This window comes from Undibacterium sp. Di27W, from assembly GCF_049340345.1.
Classification (GTDB): domain Bacteria; phylum Pseudomonadota; class Gammaproteobacteria; order Burkholderiales; family Burkholderiaceae_D; genus Undibacterium.
On the sequence record NZ_JBMPOS010000019.1, the window covers coordinates 46,758 to 71,239 of the forward strand.

Annotated in this window: 29 protein-coding genes; 7 read left to right on the top strand and 22 right to left on the bottom strand. The window is 49.8% G+C overall.

Features of this window, described 5'->3' with window-relative positions; translation table 11 throughout:
• Positions 1 to 1,303: 1,303 nt before the first annotated feature.
• Complete coding sequence (locus ACO0LF_RS27865; protein WP_423020055.1) at positions 1,304 to 1,633, top strand: hypothetical protein; 330 nt, start codon at positions 1,304 to 1,306, stop codon at positions 1,631 to 1,633.
• 91 nt (positions 1,634 to 1,724) lie between these two features.
• Here ACO0LF_RS27865 and ACO0LF_RS27870 read toward each other — a convergent pair whose 3' ends face one another.
• From ACO0LF_RS27870 to ACO0LF_RS27880, 3 genes are all read right to left on the bottom strand, one after another.
• Positions 1,725 to 3,272: a methyl-accepting chemotaxis protein gene (locus ACO0LF_RS27870; RefSeq protein ID WP_423020057.1), complete on the bottom strand. Its 1,548-nt coding sequence runs from the start codon at positions 3,270 to 3,272 to the stop codon at positions 1,725 to 1,727.
• A gap of 247 nt (positions 3,273 to 3,519) precedes the next feature.
• Positions 3,520 to 4,251, bottom strand: coding sequence for a carbon-nitrogen hydrolase family protein (locus ACO0LF_RS27875; RefSeq protein WP_423020059.1), 732 nt, complete (start codon positions 4,249 to 4,251; stop codon positions 3,520 to 3,522).
• Between the two features lie 192 nt (positions 4,252 to 4,443).
• Positions 4,444 to 4,782 (bottom strand): energy transducer TonB, encoded by a 339-nt coding sequence (locus ACO0LF_RS27880; protein ID WP_423020061.1) that lies wholly within the window; start codon positions 4,780 to 4,782, stop codon positions 4,444 to 4,446.
• Positions 4,783 to 5,811: 1,029 nt separating this feature from the next.
• Between ACO0LF_RS27880 and ACO0LF_RS27885 the strand changes: the two genes are divergently transcribed.
• Complete coding sequence (locus ACO0LF_RS27885) at positions 5,812 to 7,809, top strand: DUF1963 domain-containing protein (protein WP_423020063.1); 1,998 nt, start codon at positions 5,812 to 5,814, stop codon at positions 7,807 to 7,809.
• A 445-nt stretch (positions 7,810 to 8,254) separates the two neighbouring features.
• Here ACO0LF_RS27885 and ACO0LF_RS27890 read toward each other — a convergent pair whose 3' ends face one another.
• Positions 8,255 to 8,815, bottom strand: coding sequence for a hypothetical protein (locus ACO0LF_RS27890; protein ID WP_423020065.1), 561 nt, complete (start codon positions 8,813 to 8,815; stop codon positions 8,255 to 8,257).
• 68 nt (positions 8,816 to 8,883) lie between these two features.
• Positions 8,884 to 9,168, bottom strand: a complete 285-nt coding sequence (locus ACO0LF_RS27895) for a DUF4148 domain-containing protein (protein WP_423020067.1) — start codon at positions 9,166 to 9,168, stop codon at positions 8,884 to 8,886.
• 244 nt (positions 9,169 to 9,412) lie between these two features.
• Here ACO0LF_RS27895 and ACO0LF_RS27900 point away from each other — a divergent pair, with 244 nt between their 5' ends.
• Together ACO0LF_RS27900 and ACO0LF_RS27905 are read left to right on the top strand one after the other, a co-directional pair.
• Complete coding sequence (locus ACO0LF_RS27900) at positions 9,413 to 10,411, top strand: LysR family transcriptional regulator (RefSeq protein WP_423020069.1); 999 nt, start codon at positions 9,413 to 9,415, stop codon at positions 10,409 to 10,411.
• A gap of 175 nt (positions 10,412 to 10,586) precedes the next feature.
• Positions 10,587 to 11,240: a hypothetical protein gene (locus ACO0LF_RS27905; RefSeq protein WP_423020071.1), complete on the top strand. Its 654-nt coding sequence runs from the start codon at positions 10,587 to 10,589 to the stop codon at positions 11,238 to 11,240.
• Positions 11,241 to 11,904: 664 nt separating this feature from the next.
• On the opposite strand, the gene ACO0LF_RS27910 is transcribed toward ACO0LF_RS27905, so the two are convergent.
• Both ACO0LF_RS27910 and ACO0LF_RS27915 read right to left on the bottom strand, forming a co-directional pair.
• Positions 11,905 to 12,369 carry a hypothetical protein gene (locus ACO0LF_RS27910; protein WP_423020073.1) on the bottom strand — a complete coding sequence of 155 codons (465 nt, stop codon included), beginning with the start codon at positions 12,367 to 12,369 and terminating at the stop codon, positions 11,905 to 11,907.
• 167 nt (positions 12,370 to 12,536) lie between these two features.
• The gene (locus tag ACO0LF_RS27915; protein WP_423020075.1) at positions 12,537 to 12,995 is read right to left on the bottom strand and encodes a hypothetical protein; all 459 of its coding nucleotides are present in this window, start codon (positions 12,993 to 12,995) and stop codon (positions 12,537 to 12,539) included.
• Positions 12,996 to 13,141: 146 nt separating this feature from the next.
• Here ACO0LF_RS27915 and ACO0LF_RS27920 point away from each other — a divergent pair, with 146 nt between their 5' ends.
• Complete coding sequence (locus tag ACO0LF_RS27920; RefSeq protein WP_423020077.1) at positions 13,142 to 13,555, top strand: ExbD/TolR family protein; 414 nt, start codon at positions 13,142 to 13,144, stop codon at positions 13,553 to 13,555.
• Between the two features lie 193 nt (positions 13,556 to 13,748).
• Positions 13,749 to 14,243: a hypothetical protein gene (locus tag ACO0LF_RS27925; protein WP_423020079.1), complete on the top strand. Its 495-nt coding sequence runs from the start codon at positions 13,749 to 13,751 to the stop codon at positions 14,241 to 14,243.
• Between the two features lie 190 nt (positions 14,244 to 14,433).
• Here the strand turns inward: ACO0LF_RS27925 and ACO0LF_RS27930 are convergent, their stop codons facing one another.
• The gene (locus ACO0LF_RS27930; protein WP_423020081.1) at positions 14,434 to 14,604 is read right to left on the bottom strand and encodes a hypothetical protein; all 171 of its coding nucleotides are present in this window, start codon (positions 14,602 to 14,604) and stop codon (positions 14,434 to 14,436) included.
• A 156-nt stretch (positions 14,605 to 14,760) separates the two neighbouring features.
• Positions 14,761 to 15,297 (bottom strand): NUDIX hydrolase, encoded by a 537-nt coding sequence (locus ACO0LF_RS27935; protein WP_423020083.1) that lies wholly within the window; start codon positions 15,295 to 15,297, stop codon positions 14,761 to 14,763.
• 221 nt (positions 15,298 to 15,518) lie between these two features.
• On the opposite strand from ACO0LF_RS27935, the gene ACO0LF_RS27940 reads away from it, so the two are divergent.
• A complete protein-coding gene (locus tag ACO0LF_RS27940) occupies positions 15,519 to 15,908 on the top strand; it encodes a hypothetical protein (protein WP_423020085.1) in 390 nt (129 codons plus the stop codon).
• A gap of 715 nt (positions 15,909 to 16,623) precedes the next feature.
• Here the strand turns inward: ACO0LF_RS27940 and ACO0LF_RS27945 are convergent.
• The 13 genes from ACO0LF_RS27945 to ACO0LF_RS28005 all read right to left on the bottom strand — a co-directional run bounded on the left by ACO0LF_RS27945 (position 16,624) and on the right by ACO0LF_RS28005 (position 24,411).
• Positions 16,624 to 17,091, bottom strand: a complete 468-nt coding sequence (locus ACO0LF_RS27945; protein WP_423020087.1) for a hypothetical protein — start codon at positions 17,089 to 17,091, stop codon at positions 16,624 to 16,626.
• Between the two features lie 90 nt (positions 17,092 to 17,181).
• Positions 17,182 to 17,577: a hypothetical protein gene (locus ACO0LF_RS27950; protein WP_423020089.1), complete on the bottom strand. Its 396-nt coding sequence runs from the start codon at positions 17,575 to 17,577 to the stop codon at positions 17,182 to 17,184.
• A 179-nt stretch (positions 17,578 to 17,756) separates the two neighbouring features.
• A complete protein-coding gene (locus tag ACO0LF_RS27955; protein ID WP_423020091.1) occupies positions 17,757 to 18,056 on the bottom strand; it encodes a hypothetical protein in 300 nt (99 codons plus the stop codon).
• Positions 18,053 to 19,918 (bottom strand): hypothetical protein, encoded by a 1,866-nt coding sequence (locus ACO0LF_RS27960; protein WP_423020093.1) that lies wholly within the window; start codon positions 19,916 to 19,918, stop codon positions 18,053 to 18,055. The genes ACO0LF_RS27955 and ACO0LF_RS27960 overlap by 4 nt, the downstream gene beginning before the upstream one ends.
• 51 nt (positions 19,919 to 19,969) lie before the next feature.
• The gene (locus ACO0LF_RS27965) at positions 19,970 to 20,326 is read right to left on the bottom strand and encodes a hypothetical protein (RefSeq protein WP_423020095.1); all 357 of its coding nucleotides are present in this window, start codon (positions 20,324 to 20,326) and stop codon (positions 19,970 to 19,972) included.
• 26 nt (positions 20,327 to 20,352) lie between these two features.
• Positions 20,353 to 20,676: a hypothetical protein gene (locus tag ACO0LF_RS27970; RefSeq protein WP_423020097.1), complete on the bottom strand. Its 324-nt coding sequence runs from the start codon at positions 20,674 to 20,676 to the stop codon at positions 20,353 to 20,355.
• Positions 20,677 to 20,778: 102 nt separating this feature from the next.
• Positions 20,779 to 21,213 (bottom strand): single-stranded DNA-binding protein, encoded by a 435-nt coding sequence (ssb, locus tag ACO0LF_RS27975; RefSeq protein WP_423020146.1) that lies wholly within the window; start codon positions 21,211 to 21,213, stop codon positions 20,779 to 20,781.
• A 62-nt stretch (positions 21,214 to 21,275) separates the two neighbouring features.
• The gene (locus ACO0LF_RS27980) at positions 21,276 to 21,404 is read right to left on the bottom strand and encodes a hypothetical protein (RefSeq protein ID WP_423009173.1); all 129 of its coding nucleotides are present in this window, start codon (positions 21,402 to 21,404) and stop codon (positions 21,276 to 21,278) included.
• Positions 21,401 to 21,715, bottom strand: a complete 315-nt coding sequence (locus ACO0LF_RS27985; protein WP_423020099.1) for a hypothetical protein — start codon at positions 21,713 to 21,715, stop codon at positions 21,401 to 21,403. The genes ACO0LF_RS27980 and ACO0LF_RS27985 overlap by 4 nt, the downstream gene beginning before the upstream one ends.
• On the bottom strand, positions 21,712 to 21,987 hold the full coding sequence (locus ACO0LF_RS27990) for a hypothetical protein (RefSeq protein WP_423020100.1): 276 nt from the start codon (positions 21,985 to 21,987) through the stop codon (positions 21,712 to 21,714). Before ACO0LF_RS27990 ends, ACO0LF_RS27985 begins: the two co-directional genes overlap by 4 nt.
• A gap of 472 nt (positions 21,988 to 22,459) precedes the next feature.
• Entirely contained in the window at positions 22,460 to 22,675 is a 216-nt protein-coding gene (locus ACO0LF_RS27995) for a hypothetical protein (RefSeq protein WP_423020102.1), read from the bottom strand.
• Between the two features lie 186 nt (positions 22,676 to 22,861).
• On the bottom strand, positions 22,862 to 23,680 hold the full coding sequence (locus tag ACO0LF_RS28000) for a DUF3037 domain-containing protein (protein ID WP_423020104.1): 819 nt from the start codon (positions 23,678 to 23,680) through the stop codon (positions 22,862 to 22,864).
• The gene (locus tag ACO0LF_RS28005; protein WP_423020106.1) at positions 23,677 to 24,411 is read right to left on the bottom strand and encodes a HipA family kinase; all 735 of its coding nucleotides are present in this window, start codon (positions 24,409 to 24,411) and stop codon (positions 23,677 to 23,679) included. Before ACO0LF_RS28005 ends, ACO0LF_RS28000 begins: the two co-directional genes overlap by 4 nt.
• Positions 24,412 to 24,482 lie beyond the last annotated feature (71 nt).

A 24,482-nucleotide genomic window follows, 5' to 3' on the forward strand; every position in this document is an offset into this window, starting at 1 on the left:
TAGATTTGAAATAAATAAAAGTATTGAAAGTTTTTGTACTACAAACAAAGTTCTTTGCCTGCCCTGCAACTTGCATCAACAAGCTGAACTTAAGCATCAGTCGTGCGGATTTCCGATTACTTACACTTCCTGGAATAAATAATTGCATTTATTTTGTATAGACAAAAATACAAATAAGGTGTAGGGCAGAAAAAAGGGGGGGCTTTACCGCAGGCGGACCTGTCGTTACCAGGAATTAGATCTGCTGTTGTAGGAGCGGCTTCAGCCGCGAATGTTTGATATGCCTGATGAATGCAAAACCGGTGCACTATAAAGCACCTCAAGCACCCCACGCATCCTGCTGATAATGACCAGTACGGTACATCTTTCGCGGCTAAAGCCGCTCCTACCATATAAGGCCTCTACCGACCGATATCGCGCCGGATAAAGTGTTCTCCGTGCCCACTCTGTGTCTCTGTGCCTCTGTGGTGAGATGTTTGGTCTTGACTTTAGCCAGTAGGGTGCGTTGTAACGCACCGCTTTTATGTCGCCGATGGTGCGGATGGTGCGTTATAACGCACCCTACTTAATGTCAATAATGACCAGTACGGTACATCCTTCGCGGCTAAAGCCGCTCCTACGATATAAGACCCCCTACCGACCGATATCGCGCCGGATAAAGTGTTCTCTGTGCCCACTCTGTGTCTCTGTGCCTCTGTGGTGAGATGTTTGGTCTTGACCTCAGCCAGTAGGGTGCGTTGTAACGCACCGCTTTTATGTCGCCGGTGGTGTGCGAATGGTGCGGATGGTGCGTTATAACGCACCCTACTTAATGTCAATAATGACCAGTACGGTACATCCTTCGCGGCTAAAGCTGCTCCTACGATATAAGACCCCTGCCGACCGATATCGCGCCGGATAAAGTGTTCTCCGTGCCCACTCTGTGTCTCGGTGCCTCTGTGGTGAGATGTTTGGTCTTGAAGTAGGGTGCGTTATAACGCACCGCTTTTATGTCGCCGATGTCACCCATGATGCGAATGGTGCGTAGGGTGCATTAAAACGCATCCTACTTACTGTGGCGAGATGTTTGGTCTTGACTTCAGTATGGACAGGCTTGCCAGCAAACCCGCACTTCACACTGAACGCATCGCCACTGCATATGCGCATGGCATGCTGCAGGCTCTATGGCGAGGTGCTAGCACATGATGCTCTGGTGTTCTAGCTGGCCCGCTAATTTATTTCACATCACAGATCGCGTTCACCCATGGAAATCCTGGCCTGCCTTTGCCTGATACCTTATGCCATTCCATTCGGCCTGGTTTTTATGATATCCAATCGTCGCGTGCTATTGATCGTTGTAGTCTTGATCAGTGCAGCCCTGCTCTGGCAACTGTTTAGCGGTCTGAGTTCTTTGCATAACACGGAGATGACAGGTGGCGAGGGAGAGCCTGGTAGTGAAGAGTCGGCTGGCCTGGTCACCTTCATGCTATATGGTTTCCCTTGCGCTGGCCTGTGGGCGGGTGCTGCAAGCCGCTGGTTTTTAGGGCGACCGGGCATGGCTGCCGAGAACGGTGTCGTGTGTGCGGCGCTGGCGCTATCCGGTTTTCTGGCCTTGCCGCTATTGTTTTTTTTGTGGGTATTGACCAGGCAATGACGCTGGCCCCTGCCAGGCCGACAATACGGTAAGGTACATCGTTCGCGGCTAAAGCCGCTCCTACCAGTCTATCAGGCTAGCTACAGGCAATTCACCGTGCCCGCAAGGCCCCGCCGCTCTGCCTGGTCCTGAACACCGACACCGCATTCATCAGCTCACCAGATTGCTCATTGAGGCTGGTGGCAGCGGCGGCCATTTGTTCTACCAGGGCGGCGTTTTGCTGGGTGGTCTGGTCCATCAGGTTAACGGCTTCACCAACCTGCGAGACGCCGGTAGATTGTTCGGCGCTGGAGGCGCTGATCTGGGCGACGATTTCACTGACCTTGCGAATGGCACTGACCACTTCTTCCATGGTGGTGCCCGCCAGGTCAACTTGTTGCGTGCCTTTGCCTACTGCTTCCACGCTCTTGCCTATCAGCGACTTGATTTCCTTGGCAGCTTCGGCGCTGCGCCCTGCCAGCGAACGTACTTCACTGGCCACCACGGCAAAGCCGCGCCCCTGTTCACCGGCACGGGCGGCTTCTACCGCCGCATTCAAGGCCAGGATATTGGTCTGGAAAGCAATGCCATCAATGACGCCGATGATGTCCTGGATTTTTTTGGATGATTCATTAATCCCGCGCATCGTGCCCACCACTTGCTCCACCACTTCGCCGCCACGACTGGCGACTTCAGAGGCTTGTGCCGCCAGTTGATTGGCCAGCTTGGCGCTGTCGGCATTATGGTTGACGGTGGAATTGAGTTCTTCCATCGAGGCGGCGGTTTCTTCCAGTGAACTGGCCTGGCTTTCGGTACGGTTGCTGAGGTCCATGCTGCCCGAGGCGATTTCGCTGGTGGCCTGGGCAATGCCGCTGGCCGAGCCGCGCACGCCATTGACTAAAGACTCCAGCGAGGTCTGCATCTCTTGCAGCACGCCCATGAGGCTATCGTCACCGGCATTATTGTCTATGTTTTGCGCCAGGTTGCCTTTGGCGATATTCGACAATGCATTCCTGGCCTGGGCCGGGTCACCGCCCAGTTCTTTGTGCAAGGTCTTTTGGCAATAGAAATTCAAAAAGACCGCCACCAGGCCCGCCAGCACCGCCAGGATGAGTGAGAGCGTGACCGTGAAGCTGACCTTGCTATTGACATTGGCATGTTCTTGCGCCGAGCGTTTACCGGCTTCATCGCGCTGTTTTAACAGCTCGGCCCGCAGGTTGCGCCAGGCCGGGGTTTCTTCGGCATTCAGCACCGGGGCGGCATCGCCCTTGTCTTTGAGCAGGGTGACAATTTTTTCCTGGGCCTGGGCATGGGCAGCGCGCAGCTTCGGCAATTCGGCCAGGCTTTGCGTGGTGTTATTGCTGGCCGATATTTTCTTGGCTTCTTCAAAGGCCTTGTCATAGGCAGTTTGCGCCGCCTGGAAATTCTCTACGCCTTTTTTATTCGACGGGTCCAGCACCACATTCCTGAGCGCCTGCCCCATCTGCAAACCCTGGGCATACATCTCGGAAATACTACGTTCCAGTGCCTGTTCTGTTGATATATAGTTATCAAACTGCGTGCGCGTCGCTATCAGCGAGGTAATGGCAGTCGCCAGACCTATGGCAAACAAGGCAGCCGGGATGGCAGAGCAAAGGACGATCTTGGCTGAAAATTTCATGCTGACTCCATTATGTCGACCTTTAAGGGGCGATGACCTGGTTTATATGGTGATGCAAGAAAATAGCTGCTGAGCCTGTTACCTATCGGATAGCAGGCGTGTGATGAGTGTATAAGAGTGTATCAAATAGGGGTGGTGGGATTGTTAAATATTTTTGATGGGCAATAATGCCATAAGAGTTGTTGCGGGTAGTGGCGGACACTTTTTGCCGGATTAGGCCTTCATTCTGCATTTTTATGCTGCATCTTTATTCTATGTCGAAAACGATAACTCCTTCACTTCCCTCCGCTACCCTGGCAACGATGCTGCCATCCGGTGCCACGATGCAGGTGCAGCCGTGGCTGATCTTGTCCTCATGCCTGCCCACCACATCAGCCGACACCACCCAGCAACCGGTTTCCATGGCACGCAGACGCAAGTTGTCGACACTCTTGCTGCGCCATAGCTCTGCAGTGGCGGGTGCCAGCATATTGTTCAAGGGGTAGCAGAGCAGGCGCGCCCCTTGCTGGCGGAGTTCTGCTGCGTATTCCGGGTAATTGGCATCGTTGCAGATATTGATGCCGTAACAGTAGCCAGCTTTCTCAAACACAGGCGATGCATGTCCTGCCAAAACACCCCGCTCGCGAGGGTGCCGTTTCGCATAGAGACCCATGAGCTGTCCTTGCCGTATCACGGCAGCAGCATTGTAGATGCCTGCCGCGCCTTGCTCAAAAAATCCCAGGATCAGGTCGGTGTCAAAGCCAGACATTTCTTGCAGCATTTGTGTGAAAGGCGGTCTGTCTGTGGGCAGGGCACGTTGTGCTATCGTCGCTGCATCAGAAGCATAACCGAGTAAATAAGATTCAGGAAAGACCGCCAGGTCTATGCCCTGGCCCTGACACCAGCGCAAGTCTGTACACAATTGCGCAATGGTTTTTTGCAGGTCATCAAAAATGGGATAACGCTGGAAAGCGGCGATGCGTAGTTTTTGTTTGTTCATTGTCGTGTGCGTGGCTACAGGTAGGGGGTCTTGCAACGCACCGCTTGGTGTTTTGATATTACGTCTTGTAGTATCCTTTAAGCGGGTGTGGTGCGTTATAACGCACCCTACGGAGCGGATAATATAGCACTGGTCTACGCATTTGTTCAGGTAGAGTGCGCCGCGCGCACCATGTAAATGACAAGCGGAGGTTTATTTCAACTTCCATACAAAAGCCAGATTATTCCAGCCTGGTGTAACACCCACCTGGAAGCGGCAAGCCTTCAAGGCCCGCATGGATTCTTTGTCGATGACACGAAAGCCGCTGGAACCGGTGATCTTGGCATCGACGACCTCGCCTTTTTCATCCAGCAAAAAATTCAAGCTGACCTGGCCCTGCACTTCATCAGTCAGGGTCCTTTGGTCGTATGAGGGGGCGTCGCAGCCAGAGGCAACAAAGGCCTGGCTGGCATCCATGGCAAAAGCGGGGATGGCGACCAGGGCAAAAGCCAGCGTTGTGACGATGGCATACAGGCGTAATTGCGGGCTCATGATGGATTCCTGAAAATATAAATTGCGTAGATGGCCACGATGGCAAAGACTGCCTCGAAGCAGGCAGATGGCTACAATATACGTGGCCAGCAACGGGGCAAAAAATCACTAATTGATATAGGCATTATTCGCAAAAGACATAATGGTGGCGGTGCATTATTGAGGTGCGTGCAGCTGAGATTGAATAGACAATAAACTCGCCAGGCTAGTGCGAAAAGTACTGCAAAGCCCATGTTTTGGGGATTTTGTTTTCATGATGGTGCAGAAAATATTTTTGATCCTGGCGACATCATGTTGGGATTTTGCGTCTTTTTGAGTAGTCATACACGCCTGGCTGGCTATAAGTGACAGCTCTCCAAACCGTCATGCCGGACTCGATCCGGCATCCAGTGGCGTTGGTAGCACATGGCAGGCAGTATTTTTACTCACATACACGATGACGATTTTGCATTCGTGATCAAACCAGCGATACGGCACAACGACGCTGGATGCCAGATCAAGTCTGGCATGACGAAGCGGGGGCTAGTGGTGGAGCAGGGAGAATGCTGTGCATTGACCAGTAGTAGGGTGCGTTGCAACGCACCGCTTTGCTTTTGATATTGCACATGGTGGTTTTCTTTAAGCTGACGTGGTGCGTTATAACGCACCCTACCTGATAGAACACAGTGCCCGCAACCACAATTGCTAAACGTAGGAGCGGCTTTAGCCGCGAACATGTTTGCCGTGCAGCCATTCGCGGTTGAAGCCGCTCCTACGAAGATGAATACGGTTTGTGATGAGGCAGGGCACGTATAGGTATTTGCAAACCCACATCCTCAAACCCGTCATGCCAGATCGAGTCTGGCATGACGCCGTGGGGGGGAGGCTAGCAGTGGGAGCTAGTGGTGGCGCAGATAGCTTGCCGTGCAAGCTTGTACGACACAAGCTTGCGAGGTAAGATTCGACGAAGATATCGCGCTCAAGCGTTATTGAAAAAATGTTTGCAAAAGCAAACATGGGAAAAAATTTACTTATATCTGGAGATGCCCTGTGACGCTACACATCACAGAAATGCTGGTCGATCTTGGGCCGCAAGGCTTGTTCGCCTTGACCCTGGGTGACGCATTTTATTTTCCGCTTCCATCGCAACTGTATGGCTATGCAAGATGGCATCAGGAAGGCGGTGCCGTGCATGATCGCTTTGCATTATGCATGCGTCACCTGCCGCGCGCGACCTTGCTTGAAACGCTTGCAGCACAGCGTGCCAGGTTGGCATCTGCAGTGCCTTCCGTCCAGGGGCGTGTCGATTGGTGTGCAGGTCAAATTTCTGATGACTATCTTGAATCACCCAGCGCGGCTGCTTCCATGGGACAGGGTGTCGTTATTTTGCTCTTTGCCGGTGTGGCAGGGCAGGCATTATTTCGTATTGTCGACATCCCGGCAAACCGTATCATTTCTGAAGAGACTGCGGCCAGCCTGTGCCAACGATTAAAGATTAAAATTCCTGCCTATGCACAAGGCTTGCTCGCGCAAGCACAGCTCATTGCCAGCGGCAGCGGATACGCCTTCTTATTGCTGGGCCTGCAATCAAAATTATTGAAACTTGATCATGGCAAGCTGACATTGAGCGGCATCGCGCATTCAGACAACATAGCGCAGGCGGTTTTTTCAGCTGATTTTTTCTTTCACGACGATAACAGCTCGACTATCTGTGAGTTAGTTCCTCTCCATGCGGATAAGCCAGCTCATCGTTATCCTCCAAAATACGATAAGAAGGCATATCGAGCCTTTGCCGCTGCCGCCGGAATGAATCGTTTTGCCATAGGCCACCAAGGCGGGACCGTAGAATTGATAGATGGACACGGGATGTTCATCGATGCCTTACGCCCCAATCCTCGTGCGCCAACTGATGATCAAATGCACCTCAGTTTGTCATATGCTGGGAATTTCCTGATGGCGGCTAGCTGGAGTGGTGCGCGCGTCATTGACATTGATGGAAAACGGGTTGCCGAGTTTGCTGTTCCCATGGATGAGGAAGATAGCAGCCTGGATCAAGCCCATTTTTCTGCCGACCTTAAGTATCGCGCCAGCTATATGGTCACTGATCACGGCGTTTTTACACTCTCGCAGAAAAATCTGTCCCATGTCACTTTTAGCGAGCTGACATGGCAACCGCTCATCATCCCTGCCAGATCTTCTGGCGAGGCGGGGGCTACGGCATCTAAAGGTGTTTTGACAAAACTCGTCGATAAGATACGTGGCCGCAAGAAACTGCCTGCCTATCAAAAAGTGCTAAAGAATCTCGTGAAGCCAGCCCTGGCTCTTAAGGAAACCAACAAAAAACAAGGCGAAAACTCATCCATGTATGGCACCCCCAGTTTGCCAAACGACGTCGCCTGGCCTGAATATGCCGGACATAAAATGTTGATGCTTTGCCAGATAGACTTGAGTGCAGCAGCGAGCCTGTTGACAGAAAATCTTCTTCCGCCTGCGGGCGTGCTGATGTTCTTTGTCAGTGTGGATAGTGAAGGCGAGATACTGCAAGATGAGCAATTTCATCCCCAGGCCGTCAGCGTGCTTTGGCTCCCTCAAGCAGTATCAGAACAAGGTGTAGTCAGCCACAGCGGGTCTGGTATCGCACCCAGGCCCATGTGCCTGGTCAAGGATAAAAGTGAATTGCCGCAAACCGATGCAGCGATCATCGAAGCCCAGCTTTTTTCAGACGATGAACTGGAAGAATACCGGGCGTTTTTTGAAACGACCTTGCCAGACGGCCTGTCTTCAGGCATTCGCCTGGGCGGCTATCCTGCCACCTTGCAAAATAATAGCCTGGAAGCACAGGCAGAGTATGCGCGCAGTGGTCAATATCCTGAGCGAGATCAACACGGCTGGACAAACGCAGCACGTTGGCGACTGCTCTTGCAAGTTGATACTGATGACGAAATCATGTGGGGCACCGACAGTGGCATGCTTTACTTCATGATACATGATGATGATTTGCGTAAAAGAGATTTCTCACGTGTGGTTGGGCTATGTGCTGGCTTGTGAACTGGTCATCATCCTTGAGACTGATCCGTCTTTCCCCAGCTCGTCAACCCTTCATGTCAGGATACCTGTAACCCATCATTGCCACACGTAGGAGCGGCTTCAGCCGCGAACATGCTTTGCCGTGTAGCTATTCGCGACTGAAGCCGTTCCTACGGGGGGTACGTTTTTATGAAACTGCTAGGCATAGATAACGCTTATAGCCACTTCAATCCCATCCCCCCAAAAACCGTCATGCCGGACTCGATCCGGCATCCAGCGGCGTTGGCTTCATACTGTTCGCGTGCTTTGCTGTTTGTATAAAACAGCGGTTTTTTGCGGGTTCTGTCACATCGGAATCGCAGCCTAACGACACTGGATTCCAGATCAAGTCTGGCATGATGGTTGAGAGGGATGACTGAAGATGAAAATAGATCTGCATTGGTCTTCACATCATATGACTGTAGATTTAAATTTGTGAGGATGCGGAGAAAGTCGGGCAATGGATGGGCTCGCCCGCACTGAATGCTAATGCAGTATTTAATGCAATGAGCGTTTCTTCGAGCCCGTTGATATGTTTAAGCTTGTTTTGATCCGCATCTCGCTCGCATATGAGCAGCCAGTCTTTTGATGTACTTAGTAATTTAGTCATTCCCAAAATAAACATCGCTCTGTCAGGCCAGGGATATTGACGCGTTGAATCAAGCTTGGGTAACAGTGAAATATAAATTTGCTTACCATCGGTGCTGGTGTCGGATGCTAGTCCGATGAGTACATCGTCAAAATAACAGAGACGCTCGTCGGTCAAGCCCCATTCCGATTCAAAATTCTGGATCAACAAGTTTTTTGTGCTCATGTCTAATTTTAGAAACATGGCATCGGGTGCAATTGGAAAAGGGTTTGTACCCATGGACGAAAGTGCGAGTGAAAGTGATTGTAGGATATTAATACTGAGTTGAGTATGTGCATAGCGGCGTTTATGCAAAATCGAGGTCTGAAAAAAAATAAAACCCGGCTGATCATCGATCACCGGGTTTTATCATTTCTGCTGCCAGCCAGTTATTACCTGGCCTTCACATCAGCACATGGCCAACACAATTAGTTCTGTGTCGATTTTTGTGCTTTGGATGTCGCTACTTTGTCAGCATTGGTTTTTTCTGCTGCCAGACGTGTTTCTGCATTGGCTTTAACCAGGGCAGCTTTTTGCGCTGGGTACCAGGAGAAACCTTCCATGCCGATTTCTTCGCCATTGGCGCGGGCTTCTTGCAGTTCGGCAACTACTTCAGCACGGGTTTTTTGTGCAGGTGCAGTATCGGCAGCAAAGGCAGAAGCAGCAGTCAAAAATGTCAGGCTGGTTGCCAAAAAGAGTTGTTTCGCATTCATGATAATTCCGATCAATAAGTAAGTTTCAGAGTAAGCCTTCCCCGCATTATTGCATAATTGTCATGAGAAGTGAAGTTTCACTTCCGATAACAACTACAGCAAGCTAATGTCAGTGGCGCGGTGTAGAGCGGGTTTTGATGTTGCACTGCACCGATGGAAAGAAGTGTAGGCTTTTCGGATTCAACAATAAAGTATTGAAACGGGAATATACTATTGCTGAATCAGGAACAATAAAGGACTTGAAATGGACAGATTGCAATCTATGCGCATTTTTGCCAAGGTCGTGGAGCTGGGCAATTTTGCCAAGGCAGCTACGGCGATGGACATGTCCAATGCGGTGGTGACGCGGTATATGGCTGATCTGGAGAGCCATCTGGGTACGCGTTTATTGAATCGCTCTACCCGCAAATTGTCGCTGACCGAGACCGGCCTGGTTTACCTGGAGAGGGTGCGCGCCATCTTGAGTGATATCGACGATGCCGATGCCATCGCCTCTTATGCCGCGCAAAAACCCAGCGGCACTTTGCGCGTATATTCTGTACCACATTTCGGGAAAGCGCAACTTGCCCCCTTGTTGCCCGAGTTTGCCAAACAATTCCCGGATGTCATGCTCGACATCAAGATCACCGACCATCATGTCGACCTGGTCGAGGAGGGCATTGATGTCGGTTTCTATCTCGATCTGCAAAAGATCGATGGCAGCATGATCTCACGCAAGCTGGCCACCTCAGAAGTCTTGCTGTGCGCCTCGCCTGCGTATTTGCAAGAGCATGGCACGCCCCTCACGCCTGAAGATATCTCTGGCCACCGCTGCCTCAATTTCAATTATGATTTCTTGCGCGATAACTGGATGGCCTTTGACAAACGCCTGGGGCGCGACTCTTACCGCGCCATCCCCATCCATGCCAAGGTCATCAGCAATAATGCCGACGTGCTGCGCGCCTGCGCCCTGGCTGGCATGGGCCTGGTATTGCGCACGTCTTTCCAGATCGATGACGATCTGGCGCAAGGCAGGCTGGTCAGGCTATTCCCCGAACATTGCTTTGGTGCGGTCTCGATATCCATGGTCTACCCCAGCCGCCGCCAGTTGTCGGCCAAGGTCAGGCGCTTTGTCGATTTCGTCGCCAGCAAATTCCCGCATCCAGAAGAAGATATGTGGCTGGGCGGTTGCCCCTACCGCATACGCGAAGACAAACTCAGAGAACTGGGCATCGCCCACCCCGGCAAGGTGCGCACAGGCTAAGATAAGCCAGGGCATTTGATGCAGACTTGTGTTCGCCTGCGAGGCGTAGATGCTGCCAGGTAAATGTAAAATCGCATGGTCATACTTGCGTAACACAATTTAATTACCATATGTGGGTAGTGTCTCCTTAGGTATTGTTATCGCCACGGTATTTCTGATACCGTGGTGTTTTTTTTTGGACGATGTGATAGCTTGCTCCATCATGCAGGCTAATGTTGATAGTGCGCAGGCTGGCAACATAGGTTTTGTACTGAAGAGGATTGGCAATACTTGCGTCAAGCTGGTGCGCGCGGCGCACCCTACTTATCCAGATTTTTATTCTATGAAATTCTTTGAATCGCTACGTAAAGGGGAATATGACTTTGATTTCCCAGCATATCAACAATACTTGCAAGACCATTGTGAGCAATTTCCAGCAGGCGTATATGCATTCGCCGTAGATACGCGTAATTATGATCTGACCAGCCATCAAAGCCTGCATGATGCCTGGCTGGAGCGATTTTGTATTTCGGAAGTGGCAAGTGGTGAACGCTCAGAAATTCGGGCCATCCAGATAGAGACAAGCTTTTTGGGGCCTTATCATGATCTGAAAATCCATCTTGTGTATTCCGGTGTGATTGAATACAGCATAGTGACGCCAGAAGAGTTTTCCCATCCTCCATTCGGTGCCATTGGTCATGGTGATTTATTGATCCATGAAGTGAGCCTGACAGAAAACAAACAGGCCCTAATCCATGAATTATATTTTTCGCGGGGCAGCGTGTTCAGGATTGTTTGTGAAAATTTTTTGCACGAGATAGAGATACTCAATGAGCCGTGTAGCACGTAAAAGTAAATGCCAAGGCATAGCCCGTAGGTGCGATTAGCGCAGCGTAATCGTACGCATGCGATGCGTGCAATAGCTATAGACCTCAAGCAAATCCCATGATCGTTGTCTGTCCTTCTTTGCACGAGTGTGATGCATGCTTGATTCAATATCCTAAAGCTGTCGTGCTTTTGAAGCGGCATGGAAAATTGCTGCTGACCATGCGTACGATTACGCTGCGCTAATCGTACCTACGCGAGCTGGAATAACAGTATCCACGCGAGCTTTGGCGATCCAGGGAAGTGGTGCGTTATAACGCACCCTACCAACCATCAATTCACAAACTCTTTCTTGAAGCCCGTAGGTACGATTAGCGCAGCGTAATCGTACGCATGCGATGCCTGAAACAGCGATAGACCTCAAGCAAATCCCATGATCGCCGTCTGTCCTTTTTTGCACGAGTGTAATGCATGCTGGATACAATATCATCAAGCTGTCGTGCTTTTGCAGCGGCATAGAAAATTGCTGCTGATCATGCGTACATGCGTACGATTGCGCTGCGCTAATCGTACCTACACGAACTACACGAGCTGATGCATTGCATCGGTGTCACGCGGGTTTGAGCGCCAGAGCCAGTGCGTTATAATGCACCCTACCGAGTTTAAAAATGGCGCAACCCGCGGAGCCATCAATCCACAAACTCCGTCTTGAAATCCCAGGCATCAAAACCACCGACGTTGGCGGCGATGCCACCGGTATGTTCCAGGAAAAAATGCACGGTGCGTAAAAATTCACGGTAGTCTTCGAGAGACGCAGCGCGGATTTCCAGTGCGGCTACACAGAGGTTTTTAGCTTCCTGCAGATGTTTTTTATCTTTGTACAGGCCTTCATTGCGGTACTGGATGTAACGGGCCAGTTCATGCGTGGCGTCGCCACCTTTTTCGCGGTGCACATATAAATGGAAGTCACTATTGCGGCCATTGGCATAGTGCTTGCTGAGCTTGAGCGTGGTCCAGTCCCTGGCTTCGTCATCGCCATAAAAATCGCCCTCTGAATCAAATTCTTCTGCTTGCCAGAATGCCGGACAAAAATCATCTTCGCCGGGCATGGCGACATGCTCATACAGAACGATGATTTCAGAATAGATTTTCATATTCCCTGCCTTAAAAGATGATTGCCACTCAGTGCAGTCAATTATTCACACGCATTTCATTCGAATGCATTCCATCCGTATTGATGAAATGCATTCTAGTATAACCAAACATTGTCGACTTCACTTTTGCAGCCTGCTTTTGGCATAGGCAAGGGTGATACTATGCATTATCCCTTCAATTGCGGCGTCATTTTTTCTTTTGGGACGCCTAACCTGAGAATTTTCTTTACATCTCCACAGGCTTCCAATTTAACCAGCGCAGCGACAAAGCGCTCTTCTTTATTTTGATAGACAAACTCTATCCAATAATCGATCTCAGTATTTGGACTATTTGACGAGAGCAAGGTTTCATACCATTTTTTCTGTTGCGCGCGATACACCTGACAGCAGGCCGAATGCTGGCTGACATAGTCATTGGCAGACATTTTTTCATTGTCCAATTTGACATAGCCATGGCTGATCTCATTGGCAACCACGATCTCCAGCAGCTCCTGATTTGACAGGTAACGGTTCAGGTTCAGGCAGTAGGGCGGTGCGGCAGTCAGGAAGACCAGGTAAAAGGCAAACACCAGCACTGTCGCCAGGATCAGTATTTGATTTTTCCAGAGTCTGAAAAAGCTGTTCATATGATGTTGGCCTCCCCTTAAGAAGTCCTTACCATACTAGCTCAAAATAATGGGCAGATAGCAAAAATACTGAAATAGTCGTTGCGCTTTGCACAAAGCGGCGCTGGCTGCTATAGTTGTCATGCCAGTACGACAAGGGAGGCGGCATGCCAAATCAGCATAAAACAGAGCCAGAACTGATGATGAACCTGGACAATACGCCCATGATAGGCCTGTTGCTGGCGTTGATCATGATGCTGCTGATGAGCCTGCCACCTGAGCGCCATTTGATCGACTATGGCAGTAACGACAGTTGCGGATGGCTGCGCCCTGAGACTACCACAATCACACTCAGCGTAGACCTTCATGGCGGCCTGCAATGGAATGGCAATACCGTGACCATGGACCAGCTTGGCCGCAACTTCCAGGCACTGGCCAGACAACAGAGCAGTACATATGCAGTCTACCTGCATGCTGGCAATGCCACCACTTACCGGCATGTGGCCAGGGTATTGGCGCTGGCGCAGCAGCAAGGGGTAAACCGGATAGGCCTCATTAGCAGAGCCGGTGAATTCATGTAATCTGATGGCATGATCGATGGAGCGTTCATGTTGGTGCCAATAATGCCGGTGTTTGCGCATATTATTTAGGGGGTACGGCGCTATGTAGAGCAATAGTGCCGGACCTGACATACCTTGCAAGCTATCATGCATCGACAAGCAGTCACCGTAGTTAAAATAGAGACTCGAAAAGTGAGGGACTAGAAAAACGCCAATGAAAATTATTGAAAAAACTACTCAATTTCTCCGTCATTTCTTTGTTTCGGCGTTGCTATTGCACGCTCCCATTGTGTGCGCTAGCGAAGTACAATTATCGTTACAGGCTAAAAATAACGTCCTACAAGCTAATTATTCTGTCAGCCTGCCAGAAATAACATTGCATAAAATTGCATCAATTACTGGCCAGGAATTACCTCAGATAGCACGCTACACTTCGAAAAATAGAAAACTGATGCTTGATGAGCTTGCTCTGGCTGATGCAGACGAAGTCTTGTTTCAATCTGAGTTGGATAACTTGGACATTGTCATTATTCACCATCAATATAATTCTTTTTTAGGCCCGCTAAAGCTACTCAGTGCAATGAGTGGACACCCGGTGCAAGTCGATAAAATTATTTTGCTTGTTGTAAAAAGCAAAGCAGTGATAGAGACAAAAGAAATCACGAAGCAAGAATCAACATCTCATTGGCTTGCATATATTTACAAGTGAAGTTCGATAGCCTTGAGGAATAAAAATAAGGAAGCAGTATGTAGGTACGATTAGCGCAGCGTAATCGTACGCATGTGGGCCATGGCAATTTCAGCTTGCTCCAAATAAGCTTAAAGGTCTTGGAGGTTTTAGATATCCTTGCCCACGGCTGGCAATGCGGCATGTTGAGAATTTGTACGATTACGCTGCGCTAATCGTACCTACGTTCTATGCACAATAATATACATTGCCAGCAATTAGCCGCCAAACCGTCATGCCGGACTTGATCCAGCATCCAGCGTCGTTCAGCCTTGCGTTTTTCCAGAGCAGGAACAAGCATGTAGGGTGCGTTGTAACGCACCGCATGATGATCGTCAAACATTGAAATCTCTTTCGATGACTTTCATGGGGCACATGTGTTACTTATCTCGAATTTTAAATTTTCTTATCTATGCTTTTCGCATTCGGTGCGTTGCAACGCACCCTACACATCTAACGCAACTGAATTTTTTTAGCAAGTTGCAACATCTGCCAAACACTATGTTTTCAAACTCTTCCTCGCCATCCTGGCAACCGATGTATTGCTGCTATCTGCCGCCAGCGTTGCCAGCCTTACCCAGGCCAGCGCATGCGATTCTTCGCTGACGCTAAAGTCTTCATGCTGTGCCTGGAATAAAAACCGCAAGTCGTAATGATAATGCGCAGGCTCGTTGCCTCTGGCAGGGATGGGGTGCACATCGACATCAAACAGGGCGTCGCTCAGCAAGTGCAAATCGGTGATGCCGCTTTCTTCCCGCGCTTCGCGCGCAGCGGCAGCCTGTATGCTGGCATCGGCATCATCGGTATGCCCACCCAGTTGCAGCCAGCGATTGAGCTTCTTGTGATGCGTCAGCAAGGCTGACTGGCGATCAGGCGAGAGTATCCATGCCGATGCCGTGATGTGTCCCGCCAGCGTGGCACGGCTGCAGCAATTGGCAGTGCTGCTGACAAAGTCCAGAGCCAGGCGCAGATGGGCGGCTTCTGTCGCGTCAACGGGGATATGGGCATTTAATAGAGCGATGAGCGGGTCTTGCATGACAGTCTTGCCTGAGAAAAGCCCAGATTATAGCTGGCCTTGATAAAGTACTGGCGCACGGCAGAAGCGGCTGGTCATGTTATTGTCACACTATTGTCATTACAGTACCAGATAATCTGCCATACACTGGTATATCGTCACGCGCTCGCCTGCCAAATTACCAGGGGCATAGCGTGCGCAGAAACATCTTTGATTATCCTCTACTTGGGAGAACAACCACAATGAGCACCGTCTTATGGATCACACTGGAAAACGACCCCGACGATTTTGCCCCGGATGACCTGGCTTTTCTCTACGACAGCATGGATGCCCTGGATGAAAAATGCGCTACTCTCGATGTCGTCGCCCTGACCGAGTTTGTCGATTTTTCTGACATGGAACTCAATGTCAGCGAAGACGACATGGACGAAGATGAGGCAGAACAATGGCTGGCAGAAAACGCCAAATGGGTCAACCCAGCCGAACTGCTGGCCACCCTGCGCGCACTGGAACAAGCCGCTGTCGAAGCAAGCGACGATGAAGACCTCATCGAAGACCTGCGCTATTGCATAGAACGCTGCGAAACGGCCGAGCAAGATGCCGTCAGGGTACGCCTGATTGCGGTGATGTAAATACGCAGGCAGGGTATAGGTCGCCAAACCGGCAAGCGATGACCATGCATGTTTTGTAGGGGGCGCCATGCGCACCCTACCTGGTGAGGCCCGTAGGGTACGTTGTAACGCACCGATTTTGTATTGCTATCATCCTCGTTTTACCATCACAGCCGGTGCGTTATAACGCACCCTACTCGCGGTGATGCTCCTCGCAAAATATTCGTCCTGATATAGCGAGTGTAGGTACGATTAGCGCAGCGTAATCGTACGCATGCAGGGCTTGAATAACCAGAGGCATCAAAGATATCTCGTGCTGAGCACCTACTATTTCAGCAGGCGCGTGGCTTATACTTATACTTGATTGATTACTGTGAAGCAGCCATGCTTTTCAAGCAGAGTAGGGAGTGACAGCGATCATGCGTACGATTACGCTGCGCTAATCGTACCTACGTGAACTGCGTGGACTACCTGCTTTCCATGCAATGATAAGTGGTAATTTTCAGTCAGTAGGGTGCGTTGTAACGCACCGATTTTGCATTGTTAATATTCTCGTTTTACCATCACAGCCGGTGCGTTATAACGCACCCTACTCGCTACCTGCTTTCCATGTAATGATAAGTGGTAGTTTTCAGTCCGTAGGGTGCGTTTTGACGCAGCGATCTTGCATTGCCGCCGCCCTCATTTTTTTGCATCACAGCCGGTGCGTTATAACGCACCCTACTCCTTAACTTGATTAGAGACCGTCTGAACGAAGTACGTTCAATAAGCATTGCCTGGTTTCAGGGATGCTTTCCTGTCGGTTTTTTTCGTCACTACATACTCGCTGATAAGCTTCTTCATTGATGGTCATTCTGTAAAAGATGATGTCACGACCGTTATTTTGCTGTTCCGGATTCGTGATCGTCCTGCTTAGGCGCACATTTTTTCCACAGATATTGATGGTGACACGATATAACCAGCGGTAGAAATTGGGAACTTGCTTCCCGTTTGTGATTTGCCCATCTTCATAGGTATCTTCTGGAACTATGGCACTGCAATCCGTTGGGGTAGCGTGACAGATTTCGATCCCATGTTTTGTAGCGTTGAGTACCCTCAATTCGAGATCGAATTTTTGCTCCAAAGCCTGCGCCTCTGGAGCGCTGATCAATAGATTACTTGCGGCGACCAGCAATATGAATAAGCGCTTTAACGTCGTTTTCACTGGCGATACTCCTTTTAAAATATCCGTCGCTGATTAGCGAGTGTAGGTACTGTTAAGATGACTAATCATGCTTACTTGCAGTCATGCGTTTCAAGGCAGCTCGGATTTGGGAATAAACGTCGAATAGCCGCTTGGCTGCAAAAAAGTAATGCCTTCGCTGGTTTCAGTGACTTTGCATTTTTTGAGATAAGAGATGATGTTTTCATCCCGGTTGATGAGGGAAATGTCTACGCTGATAGAACGCCGATAAAAGAAAACATTTAATACGTAGCGATCTTCCTCTTGAGAATAGCCATGTTGATGTGTGCCATCAGATGAAATGGTGACATGATGGCCACCCCTTTTTTTCTGATCTTCATATGAATATATCTCGCGTACCTTTTCTCCGGGCTCGTGGAGCAGGAAATAACTAAAAGCAAGTAGGGGGAGCAAGGCAAGGAATATCAATACAAGAATGCTCGCTATTTTTTTTAAAATGGATTTCATGTCTTTATCTTTAAGGATGAACAGGCTTTGGCATTTTACTTTGATCGATTTTTATAGCGAGTGTAGATACGATTACGCTTCTAATCGTATCTACGTGGACTGATGAACATTGTACTTACGGCGATCAGAAATATGAGTGAGCGTTTTAACGTCGTTTTCACTTTGATCGCCATGGATGTTCAGTCAATATAGAATTTTGCAGGTATGAAAATAAGCATTAAGAAGGGAATGGCTGTCAATCCATAAAAGACGAGATCCAATGCTTTTCTTTTATAGAGATATCTTCCAGTGAGCCACAATGCGAGACTCACAGTGACATATTCGGCCACAACGATTCCACTAACAGAACCTAAAAAGAATTTACCTTCCATCCAAAAATTCCAATGATAGTAGATGAGCCAGGCCGATCCAAAAGAGTTAATGCTCAAAGAAAAAAAATAAAAAATCATGCTTACTCGTTGCGACCAAGCTGCCATCATCGAACTCCTTGCTTGTATAAATATTCGGCCAGCGCATTTCTTCTTTCCTTGCCTGCATCTGAGTCAGGGGCATAATAAAAGTGACCTTCTCCGGTGCCGGCCCGCATCTGCTTGATTAAGGTAGGTGCTCCTGCAATCAAAGATGTGAGTGGTATGCCAGCTTTGATGGGATCGCCCTGTTTTTCAAGATTTAATACGATAACATTGTTGATATTTTTTGTGTTCTTTACACTTTCTAAAAAATCATCGCTGATTGGTGATGCTATTAATACAAGGTTGTCTACTTTTGTGCCTGCTTTGGCGTAATTTACGGCTACTTGTGCGGCTACTTCTGAGCCGTAGGAGTAACCTATGAGGTTGAACTGATTTCCGCTTTGGTCGAATTTTTCAAGCGGCGTCGGAAACGGGTGTTGACCGTATCGATACGTTTGCACGCCAGGACCAGCATCTAATAAAGTTCCATATGACCAGGTGTCCCTGTTTGCAGGCGTTAATTTTATTCCTTGCTTGTCAAATGCGCGAACCATATCCTGGATATAGGGGCCGTCCATTCCTGCCCCACCAAAGAATACGTTGCCTTTGATAGATTCACCGGGTCGAAGATGATTTGTAGGAATTTCTTTTGGAACTCTTTGAACAGAACGCAAACGCTCATCTCCGCCGCGAACATCAATCGCACCATAATGTGGAGTACTTTCAAAAGGTGACGCTTGCAGGCCACCAGCACGCATCAATTGAGGCTCCTTTGGAATTATATTTTTGCTTCCCTGGACGTCTTGATTAAGCATCTTACTTAGATACTCAATTTCTGACGTTGATAAATCTTGCTGAGGTATGCTTGGTCGTTCGGCGGACAGGCGACGCATATTATCTATATCCAATACTTTTTGGCCGATCTTGCTTGCATCTCCATAGATGTAATTTTTTTGAGGCATCATGTAGGTTTCCCCTATCTGAATGCGACTACTGTCAAGGGCATTGGCATGCATGAAGTTGCCAATATCCCGTGGTTCACTCTTGCCAATTAAAGAGGAAATATTATCGCCTTTTGCGGCAATGACGAATCGCAGGGAATTTGTCGGTGAATTTGGATTTTCGCCAAAACCCATAGCCTGATTTGACCAAGTATCAAGTTCAGATGTGTCGGGATGCCTTATTTGAATGAATGGGGTAATCATTGCATGTCGCCATGTGCCATCTTTAAATAATCTGGATTCTCTATTGGTATTGAAGAGCGGATCATTTTCAGAGTGAATATCAATGAAATTATTTTGATAGACTGGGTCCCGACTCTCCAAAGTATCAACTTGCTGCTTATTCGAGTCAATCATATTTGAATTTTTACCCCATGAATCTGGATCAGAAAACCTATTAAGCAGCCCCATTTTCCCGCGCATTGCATCTTGCTCCGCAGATGCATCTTCCTCGCGCTCATTCATGGGATTGCGCGACCATCTATCCAGATCGTTCATCTGCACCTTAGGCTCACCCACGCCTGCTTCATCATTACCCGCCATGGCACGCAATAGCAAACCTTTGACAGGTGCAGGGCCGGGCATATAGTCTCTGCTGCTGGCAGTATCGGGTGGCAGGATGCCGGGTTCCCGCTCTGGCAATCTGGCATACAGGCGTGCAGGTAATTGCTGGTCTTCGCTATTGTGGATGTCTGCGAAGGGCATCAGGTCTTGCGCGTCGGGCTGGCCTGGATAGGTGTTGGGCAGCAAGCCGGGGATGTCCAGGTCTGGCATGGCGGGTGGCAGGCTGGGGGCTGGCCAGTCATGGTCGAACTCATCGTCCATCTCATCGGGTGAGGTGAGGCGGTAGGGCAGGCCGTCCGGGCCTATGATGCGGGTGATGGCCATGGTTTTCCTTTGGTGACGATGAGTATTGAGTGTTGAGTGTTGAGTAGTGAATCAGGCCTGGTAGGCACCGAGCAGGCAAAATGCCATGTCGCGCATGTCTTTTAAATGGCGTTCGGTGGCTGCCAGTGCGGCGGCGCTGTTTATATGGTTGCTGCTGCCCGGGCTGCCAGTATTGTCATGGGGGCGCAAGCCGCAGTTCCAGAGTTCATCCATGAGTTGCTGGGCATCTTCATATTGCAGGCAGAGTGCAGGTGGGCCGGGCTGGCCTTCCGGCACTTCCTGGAAATGCAAGGGTAGGGCGGTGTGCAGCTTGCCTGCATGGCGGCGCGCCAGGCGCAGGTCTATGCTGCGGCTCCAGGGCAGGAGCTGGCATGAGGCGCGCAAGGGACCAGGGGCTTGCTCAGTCATGCCGATGTTCTGCTGGGCTGCCTGCATCATGCTTCACCATACAGGGCTATCATGAGGGGATCAGTACGGCGGATTTTGTCTGTGCCTGGCTTGATCTGGCGGGTGTACATGGTGGGGGCGGGTTTGCCACTGTGCCAGCCAAACTGCAATTTGCTGCGACCGCGGTTGGTCGGGGTGGCACGTTGTACGACGTGGCCAGAGAAGCACAGGTCAGCGATGAGTTTGCGGGCATAGTTTTCCGAGGTGCGCAGCTCACGCATGATGTCTTCGATGAAGAGGAATTTGTCACTCAGGATTTTGGCTACCTGGGCATAGCGTGCGGCGATGTCGTTTCTCATGGCGTTTTTCATTTCGTTTCCTTTCGGCGGTTGTTGGTAAACTTCTTCTCTTTGAGGGAGAAGGGACTGCTATTACTTGTTAACTGTGGTTAGCTGTGCGGTTATTAGCGTTGATTAAAACGGCAAATCATCATCCATGTTGTCCCAGGTCTCAGGTGCGCGGGCTGGCTGCTGCGTCCTTGCCTGGACAGCATTGCCCCCGCCTGCTGGCGTGCTGGCTTTGCTGAGCATTTGCATGGTGTCGCCGCGGACTTCGGTGATGAATTTTTCCGTACCATCCTTGTCCATGTATTTGCGCGTGCGCAGGCTGCCTTCTATGTAGATGGAGGCACCTTTTTTGAGATGCATGCCCACCACCTCTGCCAGGCGACCAAAGAAGCTGATGCGGTGCCACTCTGTGCGTTCCTTGCGCTCGCCAGTGGATTTGTCTTTCCAGCTGTCGGTGGTGGCGATGGTGATGTTGCTGATGGCTTCGCCATTGGGGGCGTAGCGGGTTTCAGGGTCGCGGCCCAGGTTGCCGACGAGGATCACTTTATTGACGTATGCCATTGCGGTTGTCGCCTTGCGGTAAATGAATCGTTCTGTCTTGTTCTGCGTCGTTTTGCCAGCGCTCAGTGCTGCAGCGCTGTCTTGCATGCAGCCAGGCGGCTGTAACCCAGGTTGCGTATCATGCGGTACACCGCGCACATGATGCGCACACGCATGTGCAGGTGGTTGATGAGGGCGTGTGTATCGTTCATGTGCTGGTTTTCTCTAAAGTTTGACAAAGTTGACGCAGGGCTTGTGCTTCATGGGCGGCAAACCATTGACTATCCTGTGGCAGCTTGGCGGCCAGGGCCAGGGCCTTGTCGAGCAGCTCGGGTGCCAGTGCCCACAGGCGGGCATTGGCAATGGCTTCGTCGGAGGCTTGCAGGGCATCGGGGTTGCAGATCTTGCCGCTGGCATCGTAATGCGCTTCGGCCTGCCAGCCATAGGCAATCGCCATGCACTGGCTGCTGCGCGCATCGAACAGGGCATTGCCGACGGCGCGTAATTGGCGGCTATGTTTCATTGCTCACCCGCTGCAAAGCCAGTCATGCGTTCTGCCTCTTGCGCCAGTTTGTTCAGGGCAGCGCGCTCAGTTGATGGGGCCATTTTCTGGCTAAGCTGGGCGCTCACTGACGCATGCAGTGTTGCCGCAGCCTGGCTGGCAGGCGCTGCCTGTCGTTCAGGCTGGTCTGCGCCGGGCAGATTGTCTTCTTCATGATTGATGATGCTGAGCACTGCGCAAATGACGATATACGCCAGGGCAGTCAGCAGCCAGTCTGTCAGGGATGTTTTCATGCTGGTCCTCACAAAATGTAGACGAGCGCATACACAGCGAAAAAACGCACTCGTTCTCGTGTTAATCAATGTAGTTTTTTGGGGTGATGCTTAATGAGTGATGCAGGGTGATGCCTTGCTGTAAAACGTGTATTGCTATCGCTGGCCATTGCGGCTGGCTGTTGTTGCAGAAAAAACCTGATGCCCATGTGATGCGCTGGCCTTGCCCGCCGCGGGTGAACGCGGCAGCAGAAGGTGCAAGGCCAGCGCAGACAAGGTGCCGGGCGCTACTCCGGCAAGCGTGAAATTGGTGGCGACCCGATTTCACCAGCGTATACTTTTGTGCGTGCTACGCGATTACGTACATAGGTTCTAAGGGGCAGACGCAAAATTGTTCCAGCAAGGCGTAACGACGAAGACAGTACTTTAGTACCGAATCTTGCTAAATGCGGGAGCTGCAACGCAGCTGGAGCGGTTTTGCGTCTGCCCCTATTTATTGCTGCCAGTCCAGTAACACCTTGGCCATCATCCTGCCAAAGTTTTCATACCGCCCCTGGTCCAGCAGGCTGGCCAGTTTGTCGCATTGTTCCATGCTGCATTCTGCAAAGGCGTCGATCAGATTTTGCCCATTCATGAGTACCGCAGTCGATGCAGTAGCCGGTTGGGCGTAATAGGTTTTAGGCAATCCGAAATAAGTTTGCGTGCTCATTTGTCGCTTTCTTTGTTTGTCTGACCATGTATAGAACTATACGCTTCCGTATAATTGATGTCAATACGAAATTGTATTAAAAAGTATGATTTCGTATGGAATACTTGGTTATATGTAAACGTGGAAAGTGCGGGATTGGGTATAAGGGCGTAAAAAAACCCGCGAGTGCGGGTTTTGAGGGGCTGTTTAGTGAATGTGGGCGAATTGCTTAATCTGCAATTGCTGTTCAATTGGTATGACTGGAACGCTAATTTTTTGAAAATCTTCTTCTAGCTGTTGAAAAATTGCATAGTTTTCACCGCTTTCCGGCGACGGCGCTTCTGCAACAACAAGAATATCTCTGGGCAGCGCATCCGATTTTTGCAGTTGGTTGAACTTACCTAACCATGCCCATCCATGTTCATGGGCTTGTGCCGGGTCATCATGTGCCAAGTACAAGGGTTTAATCGCTTTGTCTATTTCTCCGTTTGCGTCATAGTGGGCAAAAGGGAAGTTGGCACTGAATGCGCCACCTCTGGCGGTTCCACTACGGTAGGATGGCAGATTATTGTCAGCCAGCAGGTTACGAACCCGTTTTTCCAGTTTCTTTTCTACATAGTCGTGGGTGACAAAATTTCTTTCCACATAAAACCGGAACAATTCCTCCAGTTTTGTAGCGGGATCATTTGTCAGCACGACTCTGGGTTCATCAAACCTCAGCATGACTTCGCGCGTGCGTATCAATTCCTGGAACAGGAAGCGTGCAGTCTTGTCGTTTGCCTGCATGCTTGCTTGCAGCATTTCTTTTACTCGTTGCAGTTCATTTTTGAGATCAGTCTTCGCATCTCTGTAAATCTGGGGGGCAAGCTGATCAAAGAAGGCGGTAATGCGTCTTACGCGATTGAGCAGGATAAAATCAAAGTAAGCTGCCTCCTGGCACATCATGACGATGCCAACATTGGCAAACTCACCCGTCTCGACAAAGGGCATGAAGCGAACGATAGCATATTGGCATGCGTATTTCATGGCGCTATCCTCCAAAAATCTTGTTGATTGAAACGACTCAAAACTTGCCTGGTTTCCTCTCTGTCAAACAGAGCGGGGACACCATCATCTACCCACCACCATTCATGCGGGATGTCACTGCAGGCACGATCAAATTCAGCGTAGGCATCTTGTAATCGAGTCTGATATTCAGTGCAATCGACCCAATCATATTGTATTGCCGGAAAATACTGGGCAAAAATATGATTTTCAGAAAATGCCTGCCTGTCAAAGTTTTTGTCAAAAGCAACATTGTGGTCGATGACTACTAGTTTAGCATTTCTTTGATCCCACAACAGATTGGGGTTACCGCCTTTGCTTGACAGTGTCCTATCCTGATTGTGTATCCACCAGTCAAACACGAGCACATCTTTTGCCAGCGCAGGTTTGATCTTGGTTAAATGCGTGAAGTGTATTTCTTGTATGTGGGGCAATGCTCTTGACCCAAATGCAAGCCCACTCCCCAGCTCATTGATTTCTGGTAACAAGCCTGCTTTTATCAATTGTTCCGGCACATCCACAATCTCAAAATCCGCAATTGGCAAGCCTAGTCGGCGTGCCAATCGTCCGCATATATATTCTGCAATTAAACTTTTCCTACCAGCGCCACACCCTTTTACAAAATAGGTATGACCATCATCGCCACGACAAATAAATGGTTTGGTCACTCCCTGCTCGGATCGTCTTAACACCTCAACTATTTGCACAGGCATAGTGGCTGATAAATTGAATAGCTTGAATATGCCAGTGTAATATTATTTGAATGTCATGTGCCTGCTTAAAC